This window comes from Magnetococcales bacterium (genome assembly GCA_015228815.1).
GTDB lineage: Bacteria > Pseudomonadota > Magnetococcia > Magnetococcales > UBA8363 > UBA8363.
This window is the reverse complement of record JADGCV010000009.1, coordinates 66,240-90,622: the sequence shown is the minus strand read 5'-3', so window position 1 is coordinate 90,622 and position 24,383 is coordinate 66,240. Positions and strand designations below refer to the sequence as shown.

Here is a 24,383-nt window from a genome sequence, read left to right as displayed (position 1 = left end):
ACCGGTCAAAAATCGAGCAGGATCGGTGTTGGAAGCCCATCCCAGCCAGAATCGGGCAAATCCATGGCCAAAGCCGTCGTCATTTCGGAAGGGACAGGACCGACCAGATCATCAAGGCCCAAGGGCCAAAAGCTTCCATGAGAATCATGGACCGATTCCAATGAATCGAAAACCGGCATGGATGGCGGCGTGGGCAAAGTTCCGGAATTGGCCGAGGCCTCGATCGACTCCATCAGGGTATAAAATTGTTGTTCGAAGGTTGCGTCCTCTTCCTGTGTTGGTTCTTCCGCCTCGCGATCATGCAGGGCCACTTCGACAAAGGAAAGGGATTGCCCCTCCGTGGTCACCATCGTCCCCTGGGAAAGGAGCAATCCACCCTCGACGACCGCATGGACCGGTTCGGTTTCCAGGGAAATGGCGGCGATGTGCCATTGGGAAAGGGGGCTCAACTCCCCGGGGGTAGTGATTCCATCGGAATCGAGGTCCTTCCAGACCGACAACCGGGAAAACCCGGGATCCGATGGGTCAAGACGTCCATCCCCATTGGCATCGAGCGTCGCCAAGGCCTCGCCTCCGGTCGTCGCCACGGGGGAAAAATACTTGGAAAACAACTCGGTGATGTCATCGACCTGGCCGTTGTCATTTCGATCCAAAACCAGAAAACCATCGTCGGGATGGACCCAGGTCCGCGGCGTGACCGTCCCATCGGGTGACATTGAAAATTTGTTCTCCTGGGTCGTGGCGGACAACAGCTCGATGCCATCGCCATCAAGATCCAGGACGATCGGGTCGGTAACGCCCTGGTTGAACAAGGTGTTGATGTCCGCGGCGGTCAGTGCCTGGTTGTAGATGCGCACATTGTCGATCGACCCGTTGAACGCCTCCCCCCAGGTCGGATTCTTTCCCAAGTGAAAGTAGGAAAGACCGGGATACATCAACATGTTGGTACTGGCCGTGGCGGACAAGGAACCATTGACATAAAGTTTGACGGTATCGGCGGCTTCGTCGTAGACGGAGGCCAGAAACGTCCAGCCGGTGGAGACATTTTCGGTCGAGAGCAACACGCCGCTCCCCGCCGCGCCCGTGTTGGTGGTCCACTTGCCGTTGCCACTGACCAGATCGATACCCATTCCCCGGTCATAACCACCATTATCGTGGGAAAGAATCGTCTGCCGACCGGCGGTTGGCGTATCCGCCTTGACCCAGGCGGTCAGGGTCAGTTGTGGCAGGACATTGGCGTTGAGATCCAGTGGAATATTTATATAATCGTTGACACTGCTCGAAAAATGATACGCCTTGTTGCTGCTGCCATTATAGTTGACGGTCGGGGTGGCAAGCGTGACGGTGCCATGGTAGGAACCGACACTGTCGTTGGCATTGCCGTTGAGCAGCCAGGTACCGATGGCCGTGGGACTTGAAGAGGTGACGGTCAGGGTGGCAGTGGCGGTATTGCTGTTGGTGGTACCGTCGTTGGCGACATAGGTGAAGGTGTCCGTTCCCGACCAGGAGGCGGAAGGGGTATAGGTCCGATTGGCCCCCGAACCCGACAGTGTTCCATGCGACGGCGAGGTCACCAGGGAATAGGTGAGTGGGTTGCCCTCGACATCGGTGGCGGCGAGGGTCACGGCGACAGCCTGGCCGCTGGTGGTGCTGGCGCTGACGTTGCTTGCGACCGGGGCATCGTTGACGGAAACGATGGTGATGGGAACGGCGATGGTGGCACTGTCCACGGTCCCATCGTTGACCTTGAAGGAAAAGGAATCGCTTCCATTGAAATTGGCGTTCGGGGTGTACACCCGATTGGCCCCGGAGCCGGACAAGGTCCCGGAGGATGGGCCGGAAACGATGACACAGGTCAGGGGATCGTTTTCGGGGTCGGTTCCGGCAAGGGTGATCGAAAGCGGGGTATCCTCATTGGTGGACAATGACGCCGGTTGGGTGGCGGTTGGGGCATCGTTGACGGCGGTGATGGGGATGGTCGCGGTGGATGCGGCGCTGTTGAGGGTCGAATCGATGGCATCGACGACCACATAGGTGAAGGTGGCGTCGGTTGCCTGATTGGTTCCGGGGGTAAACCTGAGATCCAGATGACGGTCATTCAGGGTCAGCACCGTTCCATTGGTTCCAAAGGTGATGGACGATCCATCCCCTTGGGCCAGGGCGCCGCCGGTGACGGCAAGGATACGTATGGCGGTCGGGGTTTGTCCGGAATCGACCTCGGCAAGGGTCGCAAGCTCGAAGCGAATGTTGGCGCTCGAAGGGGTGGGACTGTCCTCGACGATGCTCACGCTTCCCCCGCTTGGGTCCGTGACGGTTCCATCACCCCCGGCCAGGGGGACGTCATTGACCGCGGTGATGATGACCTCGGCGATCGCATTGCCGAAATGTTCATTGGAATTCGCGGGATTGACAAGCGCATAACCGAACGTGGCGTTGATGTCGCGATTGGCCGTCGGCGTGAATCTTAAATCAAGGTGGCCATCGGTCAATGACAGAAGGGTTCCGGCGCCGCCAGGGGTGATGGCGGAACCGTCCGTCCCCCGGGTCAGGGTGCCACCGGTGACCGACAGGATGCGCGCTTCGGTCGCGACCAGTTGCGTCGCGGCATGGATCAGGGTGTCGGGGGTGACGCGAATGTTGGCGCTCGCGGGTATGGCCGCGTCTTCCACAATGTGGACGATGGCGTTGTCCGTGTCCGTCACCTTCTGGTGGACGGTGATGTTCATGTTTGTCCGATGAATCAATCCTGCTTCATCGGTGACCTGAACCACGATGGAACGGTTGGCGGCCTCGCCGTGATGGATCCCTTCCCCTTCCTTGACCCGCAGTTGCCAGACGCCATCATTGTCGATCAGTTCGAAATGGCCTTGATCGTCATCCACCAACGACAGGGTCAATGCATCATCGACATCGGGGTCGATTCCCGTCAACGTGGCAACCACCGTGCCCGCGGTCGCCTCTTCCACGACATGCAGGTAGGTGTTTCCCGCCTGTGATGTATCGGAAATGACCCAGGCAAACACGCCTGGATGATCGATGTTGCTGTTGGCGGGGGCATCGATCATGGCGGTACTGCCCGATCCGGTGACGTGGTCGAACTCCTGTCCCGTTCCCGCCGACCATCCGGCGGTTCCATCGATGTTCCAGGACATCGAGGCATAGCGCAATTCGATGCCAAAAGCGCCGTTTTCCAGATCGTGCAGCCGGATCTGAAAATTGTTGACCCCGGTACCGTAGGAATCGCTGTACGGGGCGACATCGCTGTAGGTGATGGTGACGACCCGGGCGTCGTTCAGGGTCTCAAGGTCCAGATGGATGCTGCCGCCATTGCGGGTATCGATGTCATGGAAATGGCCGGCGATCATGGGAATGACGGACTGCGACATCGGATACCGGACATATTCGGAGCTGCCGGAACCAAACGTTACATAACCATTCGAACCGACATAGAATTGTGTGCTGGCGTCGTATCGGGTTCCCAGAAAGTTGAATCCATGGGCGAACACGGTCGAAACATCGCGCATCCAGTAGCTGTCGTCCGTGGCCTCGAAGGTTTCCTCGCCAAAGCCGACAGCGCCGCCCAGGCCATGCACCAGGGCGTTCCCTGCGGCAATCTCGAAGGCCATGCCCCCGGCCCCGACCGGGTTCCACCGGATGCCCGTCGGCGCCGTCGATGGGGTGACGGTGATGTCGAAGGTATTGGCCTGGGTCAGTCCACCAACTCCGTCCGCAAGGGAATAACCGATGGTGTCCGAAAGGGCGCTGCCGCCAAAATGGTTGTAGGTCAGCAGGCCATTGTCGATGTCGGTCTGGGTGAATGTGTCGCCCATGGCAAGAAGGGTAGCGGAGCGATACAGTCCCCCCTGGGTGGGGAGGCTTGTCAAGGTATAGACCAATCCCCCGGCATCGTTGTCCACGTCGCTGGCACGCAGGTGGGTGGCGGTGACGGTGGTCCCGATGGAACCGCGCGTCAGGGTCATCGACGAGGCGACGGAAACGGGCGCATCGTTGACCGGAGTGACGTTCAAGGTCACCGAGTAGATCTCGGCGCTGTCGTCCTCGCCATCATTGACCCTGAATTGGAATGTGGCGATTTCCATTCCCCATTGGTTTTCATCGGGGAAATAGCGCAATTCTCCGGCATCCAGGGTTGCACGATCGATGGCCTGTCCCTCCGCCACATCGCTCCAGAGGTCGCCATCGGCGCGGGTTTGCAACCTGCCGGCAGACGGCGGGGTAACGATGATGAGCCGAGCCAGGGTGGGAGAATCGATGTCGATGAACTCGAACTGATCGGCGCCGAAGACGAAAGGCGTGTCCTCGGCAGTGGTCTGGGTGGTGTCGGCGGAGGTCGGTGGGTCATTGATGTTGACGACCGCATGGGTCGCGGCACTGACCACACGTTCCGTGGCGTTGAAGGAATCGGTATAGTTCGCGGTCGCGGTGATGACCTTGCCGACCTCGTTCTGGGTCAAGGTCAGGGTGGCGCCGGTCGCCCCGGAAATGGGAGTGCCGTTGGCCGACCAGAAGAAGGTGATGGCTCCCAGTCCGTCGGCATCGGCGAGGGAATGGGTGACGGTCAGGGTGCGTCCCTGGGTGGCGGTTCCGGAAATGGTGACCGAACCGGTTGGCGCGTCGTTGATGTTGGCGATGCTTCCGGTCGCGGTGCTGGCGACGTATTCTCCGGTTCCATGGCCGTCGGTGTAGTACACGTTGACGGTGATCACCTTGCCGACCTGATCCTGGGTCAGCGCCAGAGTGGATCCCGTGGCGGCGAGGATCTCTTCTCCGTTGGCCCGCCAACGGTAGTTCAGGGCGCCCAGACCATCGGCATCGGCAAGGTTCTGGACGGCGGCCAGCGTCGCCCCCTGGAGGTGGGATCCTTGAATGGTGACCAACCCCGTCGGGGCATCGTTGCGGTTGGCCACGGTCGTCGTGGCGCTGCCGACGACCCGTTCGTTGACACCATGGCCATCGGTATATCGGGCGGCTGCCGTCACGGTCTTGCCGACCTGGGCCTCGGTCAAAACCAGGACCGGTCCCGTGGCGCCAACGATGGCTTCATCATTGGTGAACCATTCGATGAGGATCGTCCCCAATCCGTCCGCGTCGGCCAGAGTGTGGCTGGCCCGAAGGGTTTCACCCTGGGCCGGAAGGCCCTCGATGAGGACGGACCCGGTTGGCGGCGCGTTGATAAAAATGGACCGGCTGTCGGAAATCTCACGGCTCCCTCCCGTCCCTTCCGTCGTGGTGGAAGGGGGCTCGTCGGCGGATGGCGGAGTGGGCGAAGGGGGCTCGGGAGATGGTGTTTCTCCGACCGGGACCAAACTTTCCGTATCGGGAGAAGAAGCGGGTTGGACCGCGGCAACCTCTTCCGTCGGGGGGGAAACCGACGTGTCGTTGGAAGAGGATTCGGAAGAAAAATCGTCGGTAGTGCCGGGTGTGGCGGTAAATTCGCCGCCGCCCAAAAGATCGCCCAGAGAAAAATCGGGTTCCGCGGGGGTTGACGTGGTGCTTTCAGGGATCGGACGGGTCGGGGTATCGGTCGTGGTGGTGGTGTCGGACAGGGATGACAGCATGATTTCGTTTGTTGCCATGTCCGCGACAGACCCGAGAAGATCAGCCAGCCCCTGTCCGGCATCCAATTCCGGTTCCCCCGATTCCTCGACCGTTTCGAGAGGGGCGGACGACGGCGCGGTCACCTCCGGATCCGTTGCCGGGGAAGGTTCCGGAACCGTTTCCGTCCCCGTTTTCCTGTTGCCCTCGGGATTGGCGACATTGCCTGCCAGGATGAATGGAACGTCGCTCGACGAAGAACCTGTCTCCGGACCTCTGACGGGATTTGTGTTGGTCACGGAGGTTGTCAAAAGCGTGTTCAGGGTTTCGCCAACCGCTTCCACGGCGATGAGTCCCTCCGCGCCACCACCGGTATCGATAAGATCGGCCAGCGAAAAAGTCCCGTCCCCGGCGAGAGACTCGTCGGTACCCTCAAGCGCATCGGTCGCGTCGCTTTTTTCCTCTTCCCGATTTTTGTCCTCCGTTGCCCCCTTGGGTTCCCCCGGAGTTCCTTCACCGCTCCCCTCCCGCGGACCCGGTTCACCCTCGGCGGGTTCTTTTCCCCCTTCGGGTTTTTGTTCCTGACCGCTGGTGGCATCCTTCGAATCGTTGCGTCCCTGTTCTTCCTTGAATTTTTGAATATCCAACTGTCCTTCGAGGCGGGAAAGAAAACTGGCCGGGGCCTTGAATACCGGTTGCGGCGCGCCCGCGCCCAGGACGACCTGGGTGGCGGTACCCGGTTCGATCAGAGTGACCGTCCCCTGTCCCCGGGCATCGGAAATGTCCAAGATGCCCGCGGTATGGACGACCGTCGTCGAACCATCGGCGGTGACCTCGCCGGACAACTGACTGCCACGGATGCCAATGACCGCGGTCGGCGTCTTGATGGTCGAATGCCGGCCTGCGTTCAATCCCGAAATGGCGCCGCTTTGGAAACTGAATATTCCCTTGGTGACCGTCGCTTCGAATCCCCCTTTTTTTCCCTCGGGATCGTAGACATACTTGTCGAGGATGCTTCGCGCCTCTTCACCCAATTGAAAGATGGTTCCATCGGTGAAGGTGATCTTGATCAGCCCCCCCTTGGTGGTTTGCACCACATCACCCTTGAAAATGACATCTCCGGTCTTGACGGGTCGTTCCACCCCATCGCCCCCCTTGACCGACACCTGGCCGGTCATTTCGCCAACCGTCCCGATGGCAACGGAAGGCTGCGCCGAAGGAGTCGCGGGCGGGCTGGACGGAACCTGGGTGGCTCCCGGTTCGTTCGGAGACGAACCGGGAGCCATGTTCGGACCGGCAACCTGTATGGCCCCGGACAGTGGATCGATGTCGAGAAGCGCCGCAACCGTCTCCGGCAGCATCAAGGCGCCATTGGGAGCAGTCAACACGGGGGGCGGGTCGTGGGAAAAATAATCCTCGATGGTCCAACTTCGACCATCCCGTCCGGTCACCGCCAGATCGTCTCCTTCACGTCTGAATCGGCCATCGAGCAGCAGTTCAATCTCCGGTACGAGAATGTCCGCCGCCAATATTGTCTGATCGAAGACCGGTTCACGAACCGCTTCGTAAGATTCCGAAACGATACTTCCTGGGATGTCCTTCATCGGTGATTCTCTCGAAAATAAACTCAGGGAAATTTTTGAAGAATACAAAACCTCCAATATTTCTCCAAAATAAATCCATGACGTATTGACAAGGGTCAATAAACAACTTCATGAAACTACTGCAATATATGAACGGTTACATATACGCCGCGTTGGAAACCGGATCGCTCATGTTGTAAACTGTATGACGCCGCATAGAATCCTTCGTCTTGAATCTGCGCGAATCTGCGAAATCCGCGGATCGCACAGAAGAAAAGTTCATGAAGCGTATGTGGAATACGGAGGGTATGTCGTGAATCCGCGGATTTCGCGGATGGACGCAGATTTTTCAAAGAGGGACAGGATTCCATGCGGCGTCACACAGCTTGCAACATGAACGGATTCCTATTTGACTCAACAGTCAGAATACACTTAAAATGGGTTTCTGTTGGTTCATGTAAAAATTAAAGAAATATATATCGCAAATAAACAACTGTTTACATCCAGGTTTGGCGCCTGAAGTCAACGCTCAGTTTGGAGAAAATGATGAACATGAGCATCAAAAGCAAACTAACAGCAAGTTTTTCGTTGGTTATTTTATTATTAATAGTATCATCCTGGTTAAGCACCAACGCGGCCCGGCACATTCGATCATTGGTTCAGGAAGATCTGGAGCGTGCCGCGTTGGCCGCGGATGGTGCGATGGAACTTCGCATCAATTATTTGGAGATCATTTGGGGGACCGCCGAGGCCAGTCACAACTATCATCCCGAACGCCAACGGGAAGGGTTGGAACGACTCCGGAAAAGTTCCGAAGAATCAAAAGGAAGTCTCGACAATCTGACGCGGTCGCAATTTCTTTCCGAGGGTGAAGGAACAAAAATCGCGGACACACTTTCCACCCTTGGAAAAATCGGCACGGACCTGACGGAGCGCACAAGGAAACAGCTCGAATTGATGGACGTATTGGATGCTTCCGTCACCGAGGCGGTCACGGCACTTGAAAAACAAATAGGTGCCGCGGAGGTACAACTATTATGGCACTATGCGATGGCGGTAAACGATTTCAGCTATACCGGTCTCGAACGATATGAAATTCTTGTAAAAAAAGATCAGGATGCGTTGAAACCCTTGGCTGCGAAACAACCTGCCATTGCCAAAGTGATCGCCAATGGCGAAGCGTTGATCCAACATGATACCGAAACACAACGTTTGGAAACACAATTCGACCAGGCGGCAGAGGGGGTGGATACACGGATGGAACAGGTCGAAAAGGGCCATGGGAGCCAAAAGGGTTCCGATCAGATGATGCTCGAAATCAGGACAACCCTGATCGACGAAGCGACCCTGGCGATTCGGGAAATGGTCTTTTTCGGTATTGTTGCCTTGATTGTCGGGTTGATGTCCGCCGTGGTGCTGTCACGCAACATCGTGGGTCCGTTGAATCAGTGTGGCGGATTGTTTGGTCGTTTGGCGGATGGGGATTTGAGCATCAGTTGCAGCATGGACCGCAGCGATGAAATTGGCCGTTTGTTCAACTCCATGGCCGGAATGACCACCAAATTGAGGGGAGTGATTGCGTCGGTGCAGCAGGCCACCAATGCGGTGAACGAGGGGGCCGGTGACTTGACCCAGGTGGCACAGACGATTTCGCAGGGGGCCTCCAGTCAGGCCGCCGCGGTGGAAGAGACCTCCGCCTCCATGGAACAAATGTCGGCCAATATCCAACAAAACACCGACAACGCCAAGCAGACCGAAACGATTGCCCGGCAGGCGGCCAAGGATGCCGAGGAAGGGGGCGCTGCGGTATCACAGGCGGTCAACGCCATGAAGGAAATCGCCGGAAAGATTTCCATCATCGAGGAAATCGCCCGCCAGACCAATCTGCTGGCCTTGAATGCCGCCATCGAAGCGGCCCGGGCAGGGGAACATGGCAAGGGATTTGCCGTAGTCGCGGCGGAAGTACGCAAACTGGCGGAACGGAGCCAATTGGCGGCAGGTGAAATCAGTCAGCTTTCCGGGGCCAGTGTCCAGGTGGCGGAGCGGGCGGGAAACATCATCAACAAACTGGTTCCCGATATCCAGAAAACCTCGGAACTTGTTTTGGAAATTTCCGCCTCCAGCGGTGAACAATCCCAGGGGGCCAATCAGATCAGCCAAGCCATGCAACAGTTGGATCAAGCCATTCAACAAAATGCCGTTGCCGTTTCCCGGATGGAATCTTCGGTGACCGAACTGTTGTCCAACGCACAAAATTTACAGGGGGCGGTGGGCATGTTCAATGTAGGCGGTACCAGAAACCCGGCGGTACCGACACGTCGCACAGCAGCCCATCGTGCGTCATCTCACCAGCCCGCAAAAATTATGAACAGAACCACAACCCAGGCCCTTGCCGCTCCGGCAGATGAAGAATTTGAAACCTTTTGATGACATGAACCCAGCCACATGACCGACAGGGATCAAGCACAACGATTCATCCTCCTGGGGTGCATCAACGCCGCCTTGGCGGTGGGGTTGGGGACTTTTGGCGCACATGTGTTGGCGCAGATCCTTAAAGATTCCCACGAAAACCACGAGGGAATCTGGCTTCGGGTGAAGTGGAAACCGGATTAATCATGTGTCACAAGACCGGACAAATCATTTGCCGCCGACAATCAGCGGATTGCCCCTTGCCATGGACCTTGAGGAAACCGCACAATGAGAACCGTGCCTCATGCGCAATTCTCATGCACGCCATACAGCCAAGGAGCCCGGAACCCTCATGATCAACCGTCTTCGTCCGGAGTGGAATTCATCCTGGCGGATACTGTCGCCCGTCCTTTTTTTCCTGACCTCCTTTTCGGTCGCCCTGGCCGAAGAACCGGTCATCCTGGAAAAAGGTCATCCCATCCCCCACAAGGGGGCACTGGCGACGCAGTTTCGCGAGGATTTATCCAATGAAATCGCCGGCCCCGAGACGGTCGTGCGCAAATACGAGGATGAACAGGGCAATCAGGTTTTCGAATTCATCATCAACGGCTCGGTGTTTCAACTCCAGGTCATCCCCGCCAACGGTCGGCCGTACCTCCTGATCGATACCAACGGCGATGGTCTGTTCGATTCCAAATTCCATGGCCACGAGCCCCGCCTGATGGTCCCGCAATGGGTTCTGTTCCGTTTTTGACCCTGGCTCCGGGTTCATGACCCCTTGAACTCCTACATCTCCCTGGCGGGATTCTATACCTTCTACTTCGCCACCCTGGGGGTCTGGATGCCCTACTGGCCGCTGTTCATGTCCCACATCGGACATGGACCGGCGGCCATCGGTCTCGTGACCGCCCTTTCGATGGCCATCAAACTGTTGGGCCCGCCCGTCTGGGGGCGATTGGCCGATCGTGGCGATTTCCGCCGTGGCATCATCGTCGCCACCTCCCTGGGAGCGCTCGTCGCCTCGGGATTGTTTTTTTTCGATCCGGCCTCTCTATTGGTGTTGGCCTTTGGGGTTGCCCTGCTCCATTTTTTCCATGTCGGCTCGATCGCCCTCGTCGAAACCACCGCCATGGAAACCGTCACCCGTCATCATTGGGATTACGGACGGATCCGCCTCTGGGGCTCGGGAGGATTCATCGTCCTGGCACTGGGCCTGGGCCCATTGACCGACCATCTGGGATTGTGGCTCGTTCCCGCAGCCCTTTCCCTCTTTCTTTTTCTGCAAACCCTGATCGCAGTCACGCTTCCCGATGCCGAGCCGTGTCATCATCATCCCCACGCGCCACCGCCGCGACTGTTTTCCCCGGCCAGCGTCTTCTGGTTCAATCTCATGGGCCTCCTGATGCAGCTGTCCCATGGCGCCTATTATGGTTTCATGTCGATTCATCTGGAGAACAACGGGTTTTCAAAGACGTCGATCGGCTTTCTCTGGTCCCTCGGGGTGTTGGCCGAAATCGTGATCCTGGCGGGATCCAACGTCATTCTAAGGCGTTTCGGTGTTTCCCGGGTCCTGATCGGTTCCCTGATCCTGGGGGTGGCGCGCTGGGGAATTTACGCACTGACCCTGTCCTGGCCGTTTCTCATTCTGGGCCAGGTCCTGCATGCCTTCACGTTCGGAACCTTTCACATCGCCGCCATCCGCCGGGTGTTCGAAACGGCGCATCCGCGGTATCGCGCCACGGCCCAAAGCTGGTTTTCCTCTATTTCCTATGGCGCCGGACTCGGTACGGGACTCCTGGTTTCGGGATGGCTCTTCGACGCCATCGGTGCCCCGGCCCTCTTCACCCTCATGACGGCAGTCGCCCTGGGAGGAACCTTCGCCGCCCTGCGGCATGCCCGGTGGTTCGAACGGGAACGGCCCGAACCTCCGGATTCTTTTCAGCAACCCGACCGTGACGACAATGCGTGATCCCATGACCGAACCCAAGGCGGCCCACTGTCCGATAACGCTTTCGCGGGATCGGGTCCGCACCATGATCCGTCTCATCCGCGCGCTTTACGATGTGCAGCGCCTTCCCCAATATCGCCAACGTGTCACCCCCATCCTTCCCGAAAGCGCGCGCCTGGATCCGGGTCACGACGCAGTCATGATGGGGTATGATTTTCACATCACCCCCGAAGGACCCCGGTTGATCGAGGTCAACACCAACGCCGGTGGGGCCTTGCTGGCCTGGCAGGCACAACAAAAACTGGGCGCTTCACCTTTTTCATTCCACGGACGACGCAATCGCATCCTCGATTCCTTCATGGAAGAGATGCGTCTGTTTTCACAAGGTCGAAAAAATCGCCCCGAATATCTGGTCATACTGGATGAAGAACCGGAGAAACAATTTCTTTATGATGAAATGCAGGCGTTTTGCGGCCAATTCGTCGCGGTAGGCATCCCGTCGGCGGTGGTCGCCCCCGAGGCACTCGAAGTCAGGGATGGTTTTCTGATGCATCAGGGAAAACGGGTGGAGATGATCTACAATCGCCATTGCGATTTTTACCTTGAATCCGCGGCCATGTCCCATGTTCGCGCCGCATGGCTCGAACGACGGGTGTGCCTGACCCCCAATCCGCGCGTCTATGGCCTGCTCTCCGACAAGCGGCGCATGATCCAGTGGAGCGATCCGGAGTTTCTGGCCGGTCTGGGACTTGCCCCCGGACAACGGGAATTATTGCTGGAACTCGTTCCCAGAACCCGTCTCATGGCCAGGGAGGATCCGGTCCAGTTGTGGCGTGACCGGCGGCACTGGGTGTTCAAGCCCTTCGCCTCCCACGGCGGCAAAGGGGTATTGCTGGGGCGCACCATCTCCCGCACCCGGTTCGATGCCCTGAACGCCGGAGAAACCCTGGTGCAACGTCTGGCGCCCCCGTCGCAGACCAGATGTCCCGATCGGGAACAGCCGGTCAAGATCGATTTCCGGTTTTTCGTCTACCGCCGCCGCATCCTGGGCATCGGCGCCCGCATCTATCAGGGACAGATGACCACCTTGCGTGAACCGGGAAGCGGATATGCCCCGGTCACATTGATCCAGCCCATGCCATCGACCGGGTGAAAGGCCGTGGATGACCACATTTTTCACCCCGCGCCACGTTGATCCTGTTTACCGGAGGCAACCTTCGAGTACACTATGACTGCACGGATCCCGCGCCGACATGTCTCCATCAGTCGCGAAACGGTGAAACTGTCACTGCCGGTTCCATTATTCCTGCCCCCGTCGCGGGGTGTCACACATCATGGTGGGATATTTCTATGTCCGAGAATCAACCTTCCCCTACGGCCCAACCGGATCACCCCTTCCGGTTGCTTTCTCCAAGCGCCGCGTTCGATGCATGTTGTACCCGGGAGCGCCGGCGGCTTGAAGCCATGGACACCACCTTCAACGCCGATCTGTTCGAGAAGGGACGCGCGCTTGTGTTGGAACGCCTTGCCCAGGGAGGGAATGTGCAATGATCATTCGTCGCCTTCAAGCCGGAAACATTCTTAAATTCACCCGCCTTGATCTTTCGTTTCCACATACGGGAACCATTCTGATCAGCGGCGACAACGAATCGGGAAAATCGGCCATCATCGAAACGATCAGTCTGGCCCTGTTCGGTCGCTCCGCCAACCTGGATCGGGACCAGATCCAGAAAGCCATTCATTGGGGGCATCCCAGCGGATGGGTCTCCCTGGATTTCGTAGCCTCGGATGGCCGCAATCTCTCGGTCTACCGCCAGTTCAGCCGCCGGGATCCCCCGCAGGCCCGCCTCAATGCCGAAGGGGTGGACAAAGCCCTGGAAAACGGACTGGATGCGGTCAATGCCGCCGTGGTACGGGCGGTGGGAATGGAGTTTCATCATTTCATCGAGACAATCTATCTTTCCCAGAGGGCCCCCGAAGGAGAAAACCCCGAGGGGATCGTCCGAATGGTCGCCGGGGTCGAGGATCTGGCCGTCGTTTCCTCCCAATTCGAATCGGAAATCAAATCGGGAAGGGAAGAGATCGGACGCATCGCCGCCGAAACGACACGGACGGAAGAGGAATTGGCCGCCATCGGCCTGAAGCCGGGATTGCTTGAGGAAAAACAACAAAAATTTGACGAACTGACCGACAACCGGAGCAACCTTGAAAAGGATGTCTCCCAACGAACCCAACAGATCAACAGTCTTGGTTCCGGATACAAGGGAGCGACCAGCATTTTTTCCGCCACCATCCAGCAGGGGCGCCAGGCATCGTATTCGCTCTGGAATCAAAACCTGAAAAATCTGCAAAACGCCCTGGTCGGCCTTTCAGCCTCGAATCTGGGGGAAGCGGCGGCCATCGTCGCCAAACTGCGTGAAAAAACGCAACGCACCCTGGAAAGCCTGAATGCCTTCAATTCGATCGTCGATAAAAGCATTCAGGATGGCAAAAGCCGTTCCCACTGGCTTTCCGGCAGCGACGCCCAGAGCCTCGCCGGAGAAAGAAACAGCCTTGCCGAGGCGGTGACGGTCGCTTCGGGTCGCAGTCGCACGGGACTGGTGTTGTTCTTGTTGTTTCTTTTCCTTGCCGTTGTGGTCGGTGGAACGGGCTTTGTCCTCACCTTCGAACCCCAGGATCCACGATTCGCGCTGGTCGGGAAGATCGTTTCCGGACTTGCCGGAAATCTGGAACCCCTTCATCTTCAGGGCGCCATGGGCCTGGGCGTCCTTTTTCTGATCATCTCCCTGTTGGGGCTTGGGAAGATCATCAAGAACAGCGCCCTGAAATCGCAGTATGGACAGGCCAGGAGCATGCTGGAATCGCGGGCCCAGGAAGAAGAAAAGCGGGTCGCCACCATTTCCGAGACATCTCAATTGCCGCTGTGTCAGCATATCGCCCGGCTTGTTTCACTGGGCGACCAGGTTCCCTGGTCGGAACACCTGCAACAATGGCAACAGTCGCAGGGACGCAACCTTGTCGATGATGCCGCCCTTGGAAACCTGCTCAATGAATGGAATTCCGATTTTGGTCGTCTGAAACTGGTCCTGGAGGGTATGCTGCAACAACTGGATAACGATCAACGCCAGGATAATGAACGGATTCATTCCCTGACCGGGGTTCTGACAGATCTGAAACAGGAAATCCAGAACGAACGGCAGCGCAAAGAACGGAGTCAGGCCCTGAAAGAACGGTTGCAGTCCCTCAAGGAACAAAAAACGCGGATTTCCCATGGCATCGATGTTCGGAGCATGGGACGTCAATTGATTCAGGTGGCGTCCAAAGAGATTGCCCTTGGTTTCAGTATCGAATTGCGGCGATTGATCGCCCGGACGGCGCCACTGTTCACCCTTGGCCGCTACCAGCATTTGCGCATCGATGAAAACCTGGATCTGTTCGCTTTTTCCACCGTCAAACACGATTTTGTCGATCTGTCGGAGACCTCACGAGGTCTGCGGCGACAGTTGATGCTTGCCCTGCGTCTGGCGTTGGCCCAGGCCCTGACTGCCCGGTCGCAGGCGCAGTCCCAGATGTTGATCCTGGACGAACCCTTTGCCCATTTTGATCGCGATCGTTTCAGGGAGTCGTATCAGGCACTGAATGGATTGGGTGGTGCCATCCGGCAAATTTTCGTCGCCAATCAATCCTTTGACGCAGAGATGGCCGGGAACGCCGCGCTCCATCTGCATTGCGACATGGACAAGGATGTCCTGGAATCAACCGTCTCCTGAGATTCGGATGCCATGGAGTGAACGTTTCCTTTCGGGACATCGATGTAAAAATTGCCAACCACGCCTGTCGGTTGTGGCGGGAGCGCCATGGCGCGATCGTGCGTGTGGCAAACGGATGGTTCCTCGTCCTGGCGCTTGGGCTGATGGCCGTGTGGATCCACGCAACCGCCGATGCCGCTGTCAACAGCGTCAATCGGATTCGTATCAAGGGATCCAACGCCATGATCGGCGTGGTCAATGACTGGACCAAGGTCTATCAGGAAGGCAATCCGGGGGTGTTCTTCGAGGTGAATGGTGGCGGCTCCGGCAACGGCATCGCCGCCCTGATCAACGGCCATGTCGATGTCGCCGTCACCACCCGATCGCTGAAGAACAGGGAGATTCGTTTGATCGAGCAACGTTCCGGGGCGCCACCCAAGGAATTCGTGATTGGCAATGACGCCCTTTCCATCATCGTCAACAAGGCCAATCCCCTCAACGGTATCACCTTGAACCAGCTGGGCCGTCTCTTTGGCCGCGACGATGGCTTTTCAGGGTGGAATGATCTTGGGGTGTCGGTGCCGGGATGTTCGGACAATGCGATCGTGAGAATGTCGCGCAAGAACAATTCCGGTGACTATATTTATTTCCGGGAGACAATGTTTCATGAGCGCAATCATTTCCATCCCGGCCTGATCACGATCCGGGAGAACGACCGGTTGCTGGAAAAGATTGCCAACAGTCCTTGTGGTATTGGTTTCACCAGCATGGCAACCGTGACGGTCGCGGTCAAGACGCTCTGTATCGCCCGTGATGAAAAAAAAGAAACGGAATGTTTTCCTCCGACGGCCCATTTTACCATCAGGGGATTGTATCCGCTGGCGCGCCCGTTGTATTTCTACATTCTTGACAAGCAGATTCCCTTGCTGCAACCCTTCATCGAGTGGGTCCAGGGGGTTGGCGGGCAGGAAATCTTGCGCAAGGCAGGATTCATCTCCATTCCCAAAGCCCCTTCGGAGGCAAAAAAAATCGACACCCCTCAGAAGGGAAGTCCTGATGTTTCCGAGCCGGTCAAGGTCCTGGCCAACGGTCACCAAGACAAGGAAACCGGCGCCGCCAGGGAAGCGCCAGAACGACCTTGATGAAACAATTGAAGGTCACATGATCCTGGCATCACCGCCCTGTTTTCCATCAACCTATTGATACTTCAGGAGAACATGTCGTGAGTGTCCTGCTTGAATTTTCCATGACACCATTGGACAAGGGTGAAAGCGTCAGTACTTATGTCGCCCGTTCCCTCGACATCATCGATACCTCGGGTCTTCCCTATCGATTGGGACCGATGGGGACGACTCTGGAGGGGGAATGGGATGAGGTGATGGCGGTTGTCAAAAAATGCCATGATCGCATGCTTGAAGATTGTCAGCGTGTCTCTCTGGTGCTGAAGGCCGATATTCGCAAGAATGCCCGGGATCGATTGACTGGAAAAATCGCAAGCATCGAAGAAAAACTGGGACGTGCGGTCCGGAGTTGACGCCGGACTCCGGATAGAAGGTAACTGCCCAGGTACCTTCCGGATTCAATTATTGAAAGAAAGCGGAAATTTGCTTCGGGTGAAATGGCGCGTGGAAAAACAAAGTCAAAACCCTGGGGGAAATCCCCCAGACCCCTTTTTTCTTTCAATAATTTTAATACGGGGAGGGGCCTGAACGGCTACGCCAACGGAGGCCGGAATGCCGGAAGAAGTATTGATCCATGGAGAGAACGTCGGCAAAAAATTTTGTCTCGATCTTAAAAGGTCGCTGTGGTATGGCGTGACCGATGTCGGTCGGGAACTGTGTGGTGGAAACGCCTCGGCTGAATTGCGTCGGGATGAATTCTGGGCAGTTCGGAATGTCAGTTTCACCATCCGACGTGGGGATGTCGTCGGTCTGATCGGTCCAAATGGCTCGGGAAAAACAACTCTTTTGCGTTTAATCAACGGACTTGTCAAACCCGACCGTGGACGGGTGGTCGTTCGTGGACGGGTCGGAGCACTGATCCAGTTGGGTGCAGGATTCAGCCCCATTTTGAGTGGCCGGGAAAATATTCACATCAATGCGGCAATTCTGGGACTTTCCCGCCGTGAAATCAACAACCGCATGGATGAAATCATCGAATTCGCCGACATCGGCGAATTTATCGATACCCCGGTGCGCAACTACAGCTCTGGAATGCGCGCCCGGCTTGGATTTGCCGTCGCCATCCACATGTCACCCGATATTCTGCTTGTGGACGAGGTATTGTCCGTGGGCGACATGGTTTTCCGCAACAAGGCCCTGGATCGGATGCATCGGTTGGCGAAATCGGGTGTCGCGGTTGTGTTTGTTTCCCACAATCTTTCCCAGGTGGACCGTTTGTGTACCAGCGCCATGTACCTGAGAAAGGGACACCTGGAACATGTCGGTCCCACCATGGAAGTGATCGGACGCTATGCATCCGCCAATCTGGAAGCCCATGACAAGGGAATCATTCACCATCCCGGTTCCGAGGCGTACATCTGGATTCGCGAAGCAATCCTGTTCAACGGCAGAGGTGAACGCGATGGCATCATTCGCAACGGGGAACCGATGACCCTGCGACTGGTCATGGAAGCGCGCCAGTTTTTGCAACAGCCCCATTTTTCCTTCATGGCCGAGCCCTACCATGGGTACATCACCGCCGCATTGTTCAGCATGCCCGGTCCCCTGGATCGCCGCCCCTCCCTGCCCCAAGGGCTTCATACCCTCGACCTCCATGTGCCCCATCTTCCACTCATGCCCGGCCCCTATCGATTGCGACTCTCGGTGACGGGGAACGACAACAACCAACTTTGGGGACGGGTCACCAACCTGATTTCCCTGGTCGTCAGTCCCCGCGACGACTGTCTGGAAACCGGGGGCGACTCTTCCATCTGGACCCTGGTCGCAACGGAATTGGCCCAGGTATCGAGCATGAATTCCCAAACGTACTGAACGATCATGGAATGGATATTCCGACCCTGTTGGCGATCTCGCGTGAAAGTTTTTCAAAATCCGCGAACGCGCCGTGAACCGCATGGATATACGCACCCAGGGCACCATCCGCCTGTTTCAAATGAAAAACAGGTTTGCGCACCTCCTGGGCCATGGGCATGAGACTGTTGTAGGGCTTCAGTGACATGAAGCAATGAGGATCGTTGGCAACGTTTACGCCTTCCGGATTGGATTCGCCCAAAATAAACTTGCGGTAATCCACGGGAATCCGGTTGATCCATTGATCATAAGACGTGACAGGACGATCCAGACGAACCAGACGCTGCATGACAATATACCCGACGGGCCGCGGAGTTCCCCCTGGAAGGTCCAGGGTGGATTCTTTGACCTCATCCAGCCTTTTCTTCCAATCCCCGCGCCACTGACGCAAGGCTGATCCCAGATTGCACACCCCCTGCAATGAAAAAAGATCCGGCGCCAGAGGAATGACCAGGTAATCGGAAGCAATCATCGCCGAACGATTGATGGCCCCAAGATTGGGCCCAAGATCCACCAACACCACATCCGCGGCGCACTGCCGCGCCCCGGTCCGCAATACACGCCAAAACGCGGAGGTGATTCGGAAGGCGCGCTGATCACCTCCAAGACACCTGGCCCAGGTTTCGGACAGATCATCCTCGAACGAAGATAACGCCAGATCTCCTGGAATCAAATACAAGCCTCGATTGATTCGGACAAGTCTTGGCTCGGCGACATCGCCATCACCTTCCTTGATCGGTCGGATGGCCTCGAAAATCGTGGCCGCATTCCCGTTCTCCGGCCACAATGATTCCAATTCATTTTCATCGAGAAAGGCCGTCGAAAGAGTTCCCTGAGGATCCAGATCGACCGCCACGACACACAATCCCAGTTCGGACATCATCCAGGATATGTGGTACACCAGGGAAGTCGTACCAACGCCACCTTTGTTGTTGAAAAACGCAATGACCGGAACATTCATGGACGCTTCCTCAAGACGACAGTCAGATGGGTCTCTTCAACCTGAAATTCCGGTGGTGGATTGCCATTTTCCGCCATCGCCTTTCTGGTCATGCCAATCCCCATGCCAAATTGTTGAACATAACCAAGGTCCTTCAATACCGTGGCCAGATTTGGATTACGATAGCCATAGGCCCCAGGTTTGCCAAAATTATTCCTTGTCACTTGCCCATAGGGACCGCCAGGACTGAAAATTTCCACCCGGTCCCTGAACCATTTGCACCGTCATCGCCGGGAGTGGAACAATATTTCCATCCGAACGCATGGCGAAAAGATTCTGTAGCAGTTGATCGGTGATGGCAAGACCGGTGAAAGAACCCTGATCCTTGACGCCCACAAAGATCACGCCCGGCAACCGATGATCGGGCATATCGTTGGCAAAGGCACATATCGCCTGACAAATCTTGTCCCCCGCCCGTTCCGACTCCTTGCGCTCGACCCGATCCGATTCCAGATCTTCCAGATAGATTTCCAATTCCGCATCCGTCATCCGTCGCTCCCTCTTGCTCCATCCCATCCTCGGGCCACAATCTTAAGCATGCCTGCCGCCGACCTCGAAAGCAACCGGCGCTAAGGAATCGTTCCTTAGTTTGAAGAATCCTTGATGATCAAACTGAAAATTGATGAAATCCTTCCCTGCCAACATATTTTTCAATACATATTTTATCGTGTTCTATCAATGAATTACATGCCGTTCGATCGGATGTCGCGCGGAAATGATCTTCTGGCACGGAACTTGATGTCGTACCAGAATCAAGGATCGAACGTTTCAACTCCCTTGGGGCAAACGAGGGCACATCAATCATGGGTCTCCAATCGACGGGAATCTACCTGGCCATTTTGGCTCTGGCCGGCTACGCCCTGGGCAATTACAAAAGCCAGGTCCTGGCCAAGGGAGAACGGCTGCATTCATTGCCCCGTTATCACGGAGTGTATGTGGCGCTGTGGTCTCTTCTCCCCGGACTCCTGGTGATGGCGCTCTTCGCCGTGACCGTCACCTGGGCCGTGAACCACCTTGTTCTGTCCTCCCTACCCGAGACGGTCCGAACCTCCGACCCCATGGTGCAATCGGTTCTCATCAATAAAATCACCCTCGTCGCCGGCGGACAAATGCCTTTCAGCGATGCCATGGGGATCCCTGCCGAATCGATCCAAACCATGCAACGCCTTCATCACAATGCCGAGCTGCTGCTGGCCCTGCTTACGTTGGGACTGGGATTGGCCGGCTGCCACCATGCATGGAAACGGATCCACGCCGCATTCCGCGCCCGCATGGAGGTCGAACGGATCGTCGGCTGGCTCTTGATCGGGGCCTCCTCCATCTCTCTTTTCATCACCACGGGAATCGTCCTCTCCCTGATCTTCGAAACCCTCCGTTTCTTTACCAGCATCCCCGCCACCGACTTTCTTTTCGGCCTGCAATGGAGCCCGCAAACCGCCATCCGCGCCGACCAGGTCGGCGGAACCGGTTCCTTCGGCGCCGTGCCGCTGTTTGCCGGCACGTTGATGATCACCGGAATATCCATCATCGTCGCCGCTCCGGTGGGATTGTTCTGCGCCATCTATCTTTCCGAATTCGCGTCCCCCCGCGTGCGCAGCTGGGTCAAACCGGCCCTTGAAATTCTCGCCGGGGTCCCCACGGTCGTCTATGGACTCTTCGCCGCCTTGAGCGTCGCCCCGGCCATCGCCTCCCTGGGGACGGACCTGGGACTGGATGTCGCTTCCGAAAGCGCCCTGGCCGCAGGCCTTGTCATGGGCATCATGATCATCCCCTTCGTCTCGTCGCTGTCGGACGATGTCATCAACGCCGTCCCCCAGGCCATTCGCGACGGTTCCCTCGCCATGGGCGCGACCGAGGCGGAAACGATCCGTCAGGTCGTCCTGCCCGCGGCCCTCCCCGGAATCGTCGGCGCCCTGCTCCTGGCGATCTCCCGGGCCGTCGGTGAAACGATGATCGTGGTCATGGCCGCCGGACTCGCCGCCAACCTGACGGCCAACCCCCTTCAGGCCATGACCACCGTCACCGTGCAGATCGTCACCCTCCTCGTCGGCGACCAGGAGTTCGACAGCCCCAAAACCCTGGCCGCCTTCGCCCTCGGGCTGACCCTCTTTTTCGTCACCCTGATCCTCAACGTCATCGCCCTCGGGGTGGTGAAACGCTACCACGAGAAACAATGAGGGCCTGACCATGAGCGCATTCGCCAAGACAACTCCAGAACAACAAAAACATCTGGCACGCCGCCATGCCGCCAGCCGCCGCTTCCGCTGGTACGGCATCGCCGGTCTGGCCACGGCCCTGGCCATGTTGCTGCTCCTTCTGGGAACCATGATCGTCAACGGCTCGATGGCCTTCGTGCAAACCCGGATCCTCCTCGATGTCTCCTTCGATCCCGCACTCCTCGATCCCGACGGCAACCATTCCGAAGACTCCCTGGTCCGGGGCGACCATCGCGCCGTCCTGAAAAACGCCATGAACGCCCTCTTTCCCGAGGTCCGTGAACGTACTGAAAAAATGAGTCTTTATAAACTCCTGAGCGAGGGAGCGGCCCATCAGCTGCAACAGGAACTCATCCATCATCCCGAATGGCTGGCCACAACCCGGAAAATCTGGTTGACCGCCGCCGATGAAGTGGACATGTGGGTCAAGGGGGAAGTCCCGCGCAATCAGGCCGAATCGTCACGGCACATCTCCGACAAACAGGCCCAATGGATCGAACTCCTCGAAAAGAATGGCCGCCTGGACATTCAGTTCAACTGGGTTTTCTTCGAGAACGGCGATTCCCGCAATCCTGAACTTGCCGGAATCCTCGGAGCCATCAAGGGTTCCACGCTGACCCTGCTCATCACCTTCCTCGTTTCGTTTCCCCTGGGCGTCGCCTCGGCGGTCTACCTTGAAGAGTTCGCCACCAAGGGACGCTGGGCCGACTTCATCGAGGTCAACATCAACAATCTTGCCGCCGTCCCCTCGATTGTCTTCGGCCTGCTGGGACTCGCCCTTTATCTCAATGTCATGCATCTGCCCCGCTCCGCCCCCCTTGTCGGCGGTCTGACGCTGGCGATGATGACCCTTCCGACCCTGGTCATTGCCACCCGCGCCTCGCTCAAGGCGGTTCCCGACGCCATTCGCGACGGCGCCCGCGCACTGGGCGCCAGCCCCCTTCAGGTCGTCCTCCACCATGTCCTCCCCCTCGCCGCCCCGGGAATGCTCACCGGAACCATCATCAGCATGGCCCGCGCCCTTGGAGAGACCGCGCCGCTCCTCATGATCGGCATGGTCGCCTTCATCATGGACCTCCCTGGAAATGTCCTGGATCCCGCGACCGTCCTGCCGGTGCAAATCTTCCTCTGGGCCGACAGCCCTGAACGGGCCTTTCTCGAAAAAACCTCCGGAGCGACCCTGGTGCTCCTGGTCTTTCTGATTGCCATGAATGCCCTGGCGGTCTATATTCGCAACCGTGTCGAACGGCGCTGGTAGGGTGACCCACGTGAAAAATTCTTTTACGCTCAAAACTTCCGGCGACTTCCACGCCACTTCGACCAACCCTTCCGCAGCCGCCTCCCCGCCAGGAGAGCCGGTCAAGATGGATTCCCAACACGTTTGCGTCTACTATGGCGAAAAACAGGCCCTGACCGAAGTTTCCCTCCCCATCCGACTCAACCGCGTCACCGCCCTCATCGGACCCTCGGGCTGCGGCAAAAGTACCTTCCTCAAATGCCTCAACCGCATGAACGATACCGTTCCGGGATGTCGCGTCACCGGATCCATCACCCTCGACAACGACGACATTTACGGCCCTTCCGTCGATGTCGTCCAACTGCGCGCCCGGGTCGGAATGGTCTTCCAAAAGCCCAATCCCTTCCCCAAATCGATCTACGACAACATTGCCTATGGACCGCGCATCCATGGCATGACCCGCGACCGGGCCGAAATGGATCGGATCGTCGAAACCAGCCTGACCAAGGCGGGCCTGTGGAACGAGGTCAAGGATCGGCTCAAGGAACCGGGAACCAGCCTCTCGGGCGGACAGCAACAACGGCTCTGCATCGCCCGGGCCATCGCCGTCAATCCCGAAATGGTCCTGATGGACGAGCCCTGTTCCGCCCTCGATCCCATCGCCACCGCACGCATCGAAGAATTGATCGATGACCTTTCCAGCAACTACACCATCGTCATCGTCACCCATTCCATGCAGCAGGCGGCGCGGGTTTCGCACTATACCGGTTTCTTTCATTTGGGAGAGCTGGTCGAGTTCGATCAGACCGGAGTCATCTTTACCAATCCAAAACAGGAACGTACCAAAGGCTATGTGACCGGTCGTTTCGGCTGAAACCACGGGTTCACGTCACAGACAGGAAAACCCTCATGCCCAAAAGTCCCCCGCCCCATACCGTGGCCGCCTTTGATGAAGAACTCACGCGCCTGGATGCCCTGCTCATCCGTCAGTTCGAGCGGGTGCATGGCATGATCAACGATGCCATGCTCGCCGTCGGACGGTTCGACCTGTCGCTCGCCCAGGAGGTGATCCAGAGAGATTCCGAGGTGGATGCCCTGGATCTGGCGATCGAAGAGGAGTCGATCCGTATTCTCGCCCTGCGCTCTCCCATGGCCGATGATCTGCGCTGGGTGGTGGCCATCCAGAAAGCCTCCTCCGAACTGGAACGGATGGGCGATTTCAGCAAGAACATCAGCAAACGGGTCGGAGTCCTGGCATTGCATCCTTTGCCGGAGGCCTCGGGCGGACTCCGGGTCATGGGATTCATGGTCCTGGAGCAACTCGACCACATGCGCCGCGCCTGGATCGACGAAAAAGCGGACACCGCCATGGCGATCTGGCAGGGGGATGAGGCCTTGGACACCCTTTACGACAGCATGTTCCGTGAACTCCTGACCCACATGATCGAATCGCCGAAAAACATCAGCTCCTGCACCCATCTTTTGTTCATCGCCAAAAACCTGGAACGGATCGGCGATCACATCACCAATATTGCCGAGGATCTCTATTACCGGATCAAGGGAGAAAAACCGACCTTCGAACGACCGAAGGCGGACAAGACCTGTTCCATCACCGCCAAAACGACGGGAGAACAAAATTCCTGATGCCGCGTC

16 protein-coding genes and 1 pseudogene are annotated in these 24,383 nt (G+C 57.4%); 14 read left to right on the top strand and 3 right to left on the bottom strand.

From position 1 onward, the window contains the following. Window positions 1-5 precede the first annotated feature (5 nt). A complete protein-coding gene (locus HQL76_05675) occupies window positions 6-7,160 on the bottom strand; it encodes a tandem-95 repeat protein (GenBank protein MBF0108644.1) in 7,155 nt (2,384 codons plus the stop codon). Window positions 7,161-8,096: 936 nt separating this feature from the next. Between HQL76_05675 and HQL76_05670 the strand changes: the two genes are divergently transcribed. The 10 genes from HQL76_05670 (at window position 8,097) to HQL76_05625 (ending at window position 18,238) form a co-directional block, all read left to right on the top strand. Further along, a complete protein-coding gene (locus HQL76_05670) occupies window positions 8,097-9,566 on the top strand; it encodes a chemotaxis protein (GenBank protein ID MBF0108643.1) in 1,470 nt (489 codons plus the stop codon). A gap of 18 nt (window positions 9,567-9,584) precedes the next feature. After that, a complete protein-coding gene (locus HQL76_05665; GenBank protein MBF0108642.1) occupies window positions 9,585-9,752 on the top strand; it encodes a hypothetical protein in 168 nt (55 codons plus the stop codon). Between the two features lie 148 nt (window positions 9,753-9,900). Next, window positions 9,901-10,302, top strand: coding sequence for a DUF2782 domain-containing protein (locus tag HQL76_05660; protein ID MBF0108641.1), 402 nt, complete (start codon window positions 9,901-9,903; stop codon window positions 10,300-10,302). A 24-nt stretch (window positions 10,303-10,326) separates the two neighbouring features. Beyond that, on the top strand, window positions 10,327-11,517 hold the full coding sequence (locus HQL76_05655; protein MBF0108640.1) for an MFS transporter: 1,191 nt from the start codon (window positions 10,327-10,329) through the stop codon (window positions 11,515-11,517). A 4-nt stretch (window positions 11,518-11,521) separates the two neighbouring features. Further along, window positions 11,522-12,649 carry a hypothetical protein gene (locus tag HQL76_05650; protein ID MBF0108639.1) on the top strand — a complete coding sequence of 376 codons (1,128 nt, stop codon included), beginning with the start codon at window positions 11,522-11,524 and terminating at the stop codon, window positions 12,647-12,649. 197 nt (window positions 12,650-12,846) lie between these two features. Next, window positions 12,847-13,047: a hypothetical protein gene (locus HQL76_05645; GenBank protein ID MBF0108638.1), complete on the top strand. Its 201-nt coding sequence runs from the start codon at window positions 12,847-12,849 to the stop codon at window positions 13,045-13,047. Continuing rightward, complete coding sequence (locus tag HQL76_05640) at window positions 13,044-15,266, top strand: AAA family ATPase (GenBank protein MBF0108637.1); 2,223 nt, start codon at window positions 13,044-13,046, stop codon at window positions 15,264-15,266. The genes HQL76_05645 and HQL76_05640 overlap by 4 nt, the downstream gene beginning before the upstream one ends. Before the next feature lie 17 nt (window positions 15,267-15,283). Beyond that, the gene (locus HQL76_05635) at window positions 15,284-16,387 is read left to right on the top strand and encodes a substrate-binding domain-containing protein (protein MBF0108636.1); all 1,104 of its coding nucleotides are present in this window, start codon (window positions 15,284-15,286) and stop codon (window positions 16,385-16,387) included. A 104-nt stretch (window positions 16,388-16,491) separates the two neighbouring features. Further along, on the top strand, window positions 16,492-16,779 hold the full coding sequence (locus HQL76_05630; protein ID MBF0108635.1) for an MTH1187 family thiamine-binding protein: 288 nt from the start codon (window positions 16,492-16,494) through the stop codon (window positions 16,777-16,779). A gap of 199 nt (window positions 16,780-16,978) precedes the next feature. Beyond that, window positions 16,979-18,238, top strand: a complete 1,260-nt coding sequence (locus HQL76_05625; GenBank protein ID MBF0108634.1) for an ATP-binding cassette domain-containing protein — start codon at window positions 16,979-16,981, stop codon at window positions 18,236-18,238. A gap of 4 nt (window positions 18,239-18,242) precedes the next feature. On the opposite strand, the gene HQL76_05620 is transcribed toward HQL76_05625, so the two are convergent. Together HQL76_05620 and HQL76_05615 are read right to left on the bottom strand one after the other, a co-directional pair. Continuing rightward, on the bottom strand, window positions 18,243-19,238 hold the full coding sequence (locus HQL76_05620) for a ParA family protein (GenBank protein MBF0108633.1): 996 nt from the start codon (window positions 19,236-19,238) through the stop codon (window positions 18,243-18,245). Beyond that, window positions 19,235-19,766 (bottom strand): annotated as a pseudogene (locus HQL76_05615) (putative DNA binding domain-containing protein). The gene HQL76_05620 and the pseudogene HQL76_05615 overlap by 4 nt, the downstream one beginning before the upstream one ends. Before the next feature lie 314 nt (window positions 19,767-20,080). Between HQL76_05615 and pstC the strand changes: the two are divergent. Genes pstC through phoU form a run of 4 tightly spaced genes read left to right on the top strand, consistent with a single transcriptional unit; the run spans window position 20,081 to window position 24,374 of the window. Next, the gene (pstC, locus tag HQL76_05610) at window positions 20,081-21,454 is read left to right on the top strand and encodes a phosphate ABC transporter permease subunit PstC (protein ID MBF0108632.1); all 1,374 of its coding nucleotides are present in this window, start codon (window positions 20,081-20,083) and stop codon (window positions 21,452-21,454) included. A gap of 10 nt (window positions 21,455-21,464) precedes the next feature. Next, complete coding sequence (pstA, locus tag HQL76_05605) at window positions 21,465-22,751, top strand: phosphate ABC transporter permease PstA (protein ID MBF0108631.1); 1,287 nt, start codon at window positions 21,465-21,467, stop codon at window positions 22,749-22,751. Next, the gene (locus tag HQL76_05600; GenBank protein ID MBF0108630.1) at window positions 22,705-23,604 is read left to right on the top strand and encodes a phosphate ABC transporter ATP-binding protein; all 900 of its coding nucleotides are present in this window, start codon (window positions 22,705-22,707) and stop codon (window positions 23,602-23,604) included. The genes pstA and HQL76_05600 overlap by 47 nt, the downstream gene beginning before the upstream one ends. 35 nt (window positions 23,605-23,639) lie before the next feature. Next, window positions 23,640-24,374 (top strand): phosphate signaling complex protein PhoU, encoded by a 735-nt coding sequence (phoU, locus tag HQL76_05595; GenBank protein ID MBF0108629.1) that lies wholly within the window; start codon window positions 23,640-23,642, stop codon window positions 24,372-24,374. Window positions 24,375-24,383: the final 9 nt, after the last annotated feature.

Coding starts and splice junctions, on each gene's coding strand:
- HQL76_05675 (MBF0108644.1), bottom strand. CDS start 7,160: ATGAAGGACATCCCAGGAAGTATCGTTTCGGAATCTTACGAAGCGGTT.
- HQL76_05670 (MBF0108643.1), top strand. CDS start 8,097: ATGGACGTATTGGATGCTTCCGTCACCGAGGCGGTCACGGCACTTGAA.
- HQL76_05665 (MBF0108642.1), top strand. CDS start 9,585: ATGACCGACAGGGATCAAGCACAACGATTCATCCTCCTGGGGTGCATC.
- HQL76_05660 (MBF0108641.1), top strand. CDS start 9,901: ATGATCAACCGTCTTCGTCCGGAGTGGAATTCATCCTGGCGGATACTG.
- HQL76_05650 (MBF0108639.1), top strand. CDS start 11,522: ATGACCGAACCCAAGGCGGCCCACTGTCCGATAACGCTTTCGCGGGAT.
- HQL76_05645 (MBF0108638.1), top strand. CDS start 12,847: ATGTCCGAGAATCAACCTTCCCCTACGGCCCAACCGGATCACCCCTTC.
- HQL76_05640 (MBF0108637.1), top strand. CDS start 13,044: ATGATCATTCGTCGCCTTCAAGCCGGAAACATTCTTAAATTCACCCGC.
- HQL76_05630 (MBF0108635.1), top strand. CDS start 16,492: ATGACACCATTGGACAAGGGTGAAAGCGTCAGTACTTATGTCGCCCGT.
- HQL76_05625 (MBF0108634.1), top strand. CDS start 16,979: ATGCCGGAAGAAGTATTGATCCATGGAGAGAACGTCGGCAAAAAATTT.
- HQL76_05620 (MBF0108633.1), bottom strand. CDS start 19,238: ATGAATGTTCCGGTCATTGCGTTTTTCAACAACAAAGGTGGCGTTGGT.
- pstC (MBF0108632.1), top strand. CDS start 20,081: ATGGGTCTCCAATCGACGGGAATCTACCTGGCCATTTTGGCTCTGGCC.
- pstA (MBF0108631.1), top strand. CDS start 21,465: ATGAGCGCATTCGCCAAGACAACTCCAGAACAACAAAAACATCTGGCA.
- HQL76_05600 (MBF0108630.1), top strand. CDS start 22,705: ATGCCCTGGCGGTCTATATTCGCAACCGTGTCGAACGGCGCTGGTAGG.
- phoU (MBF0108629.1), top strand. CDS start 23,640: ATGCCCAAAAGTCCCCCGCCCCATACCGTGGCCGCCTTTGATGAAGAA.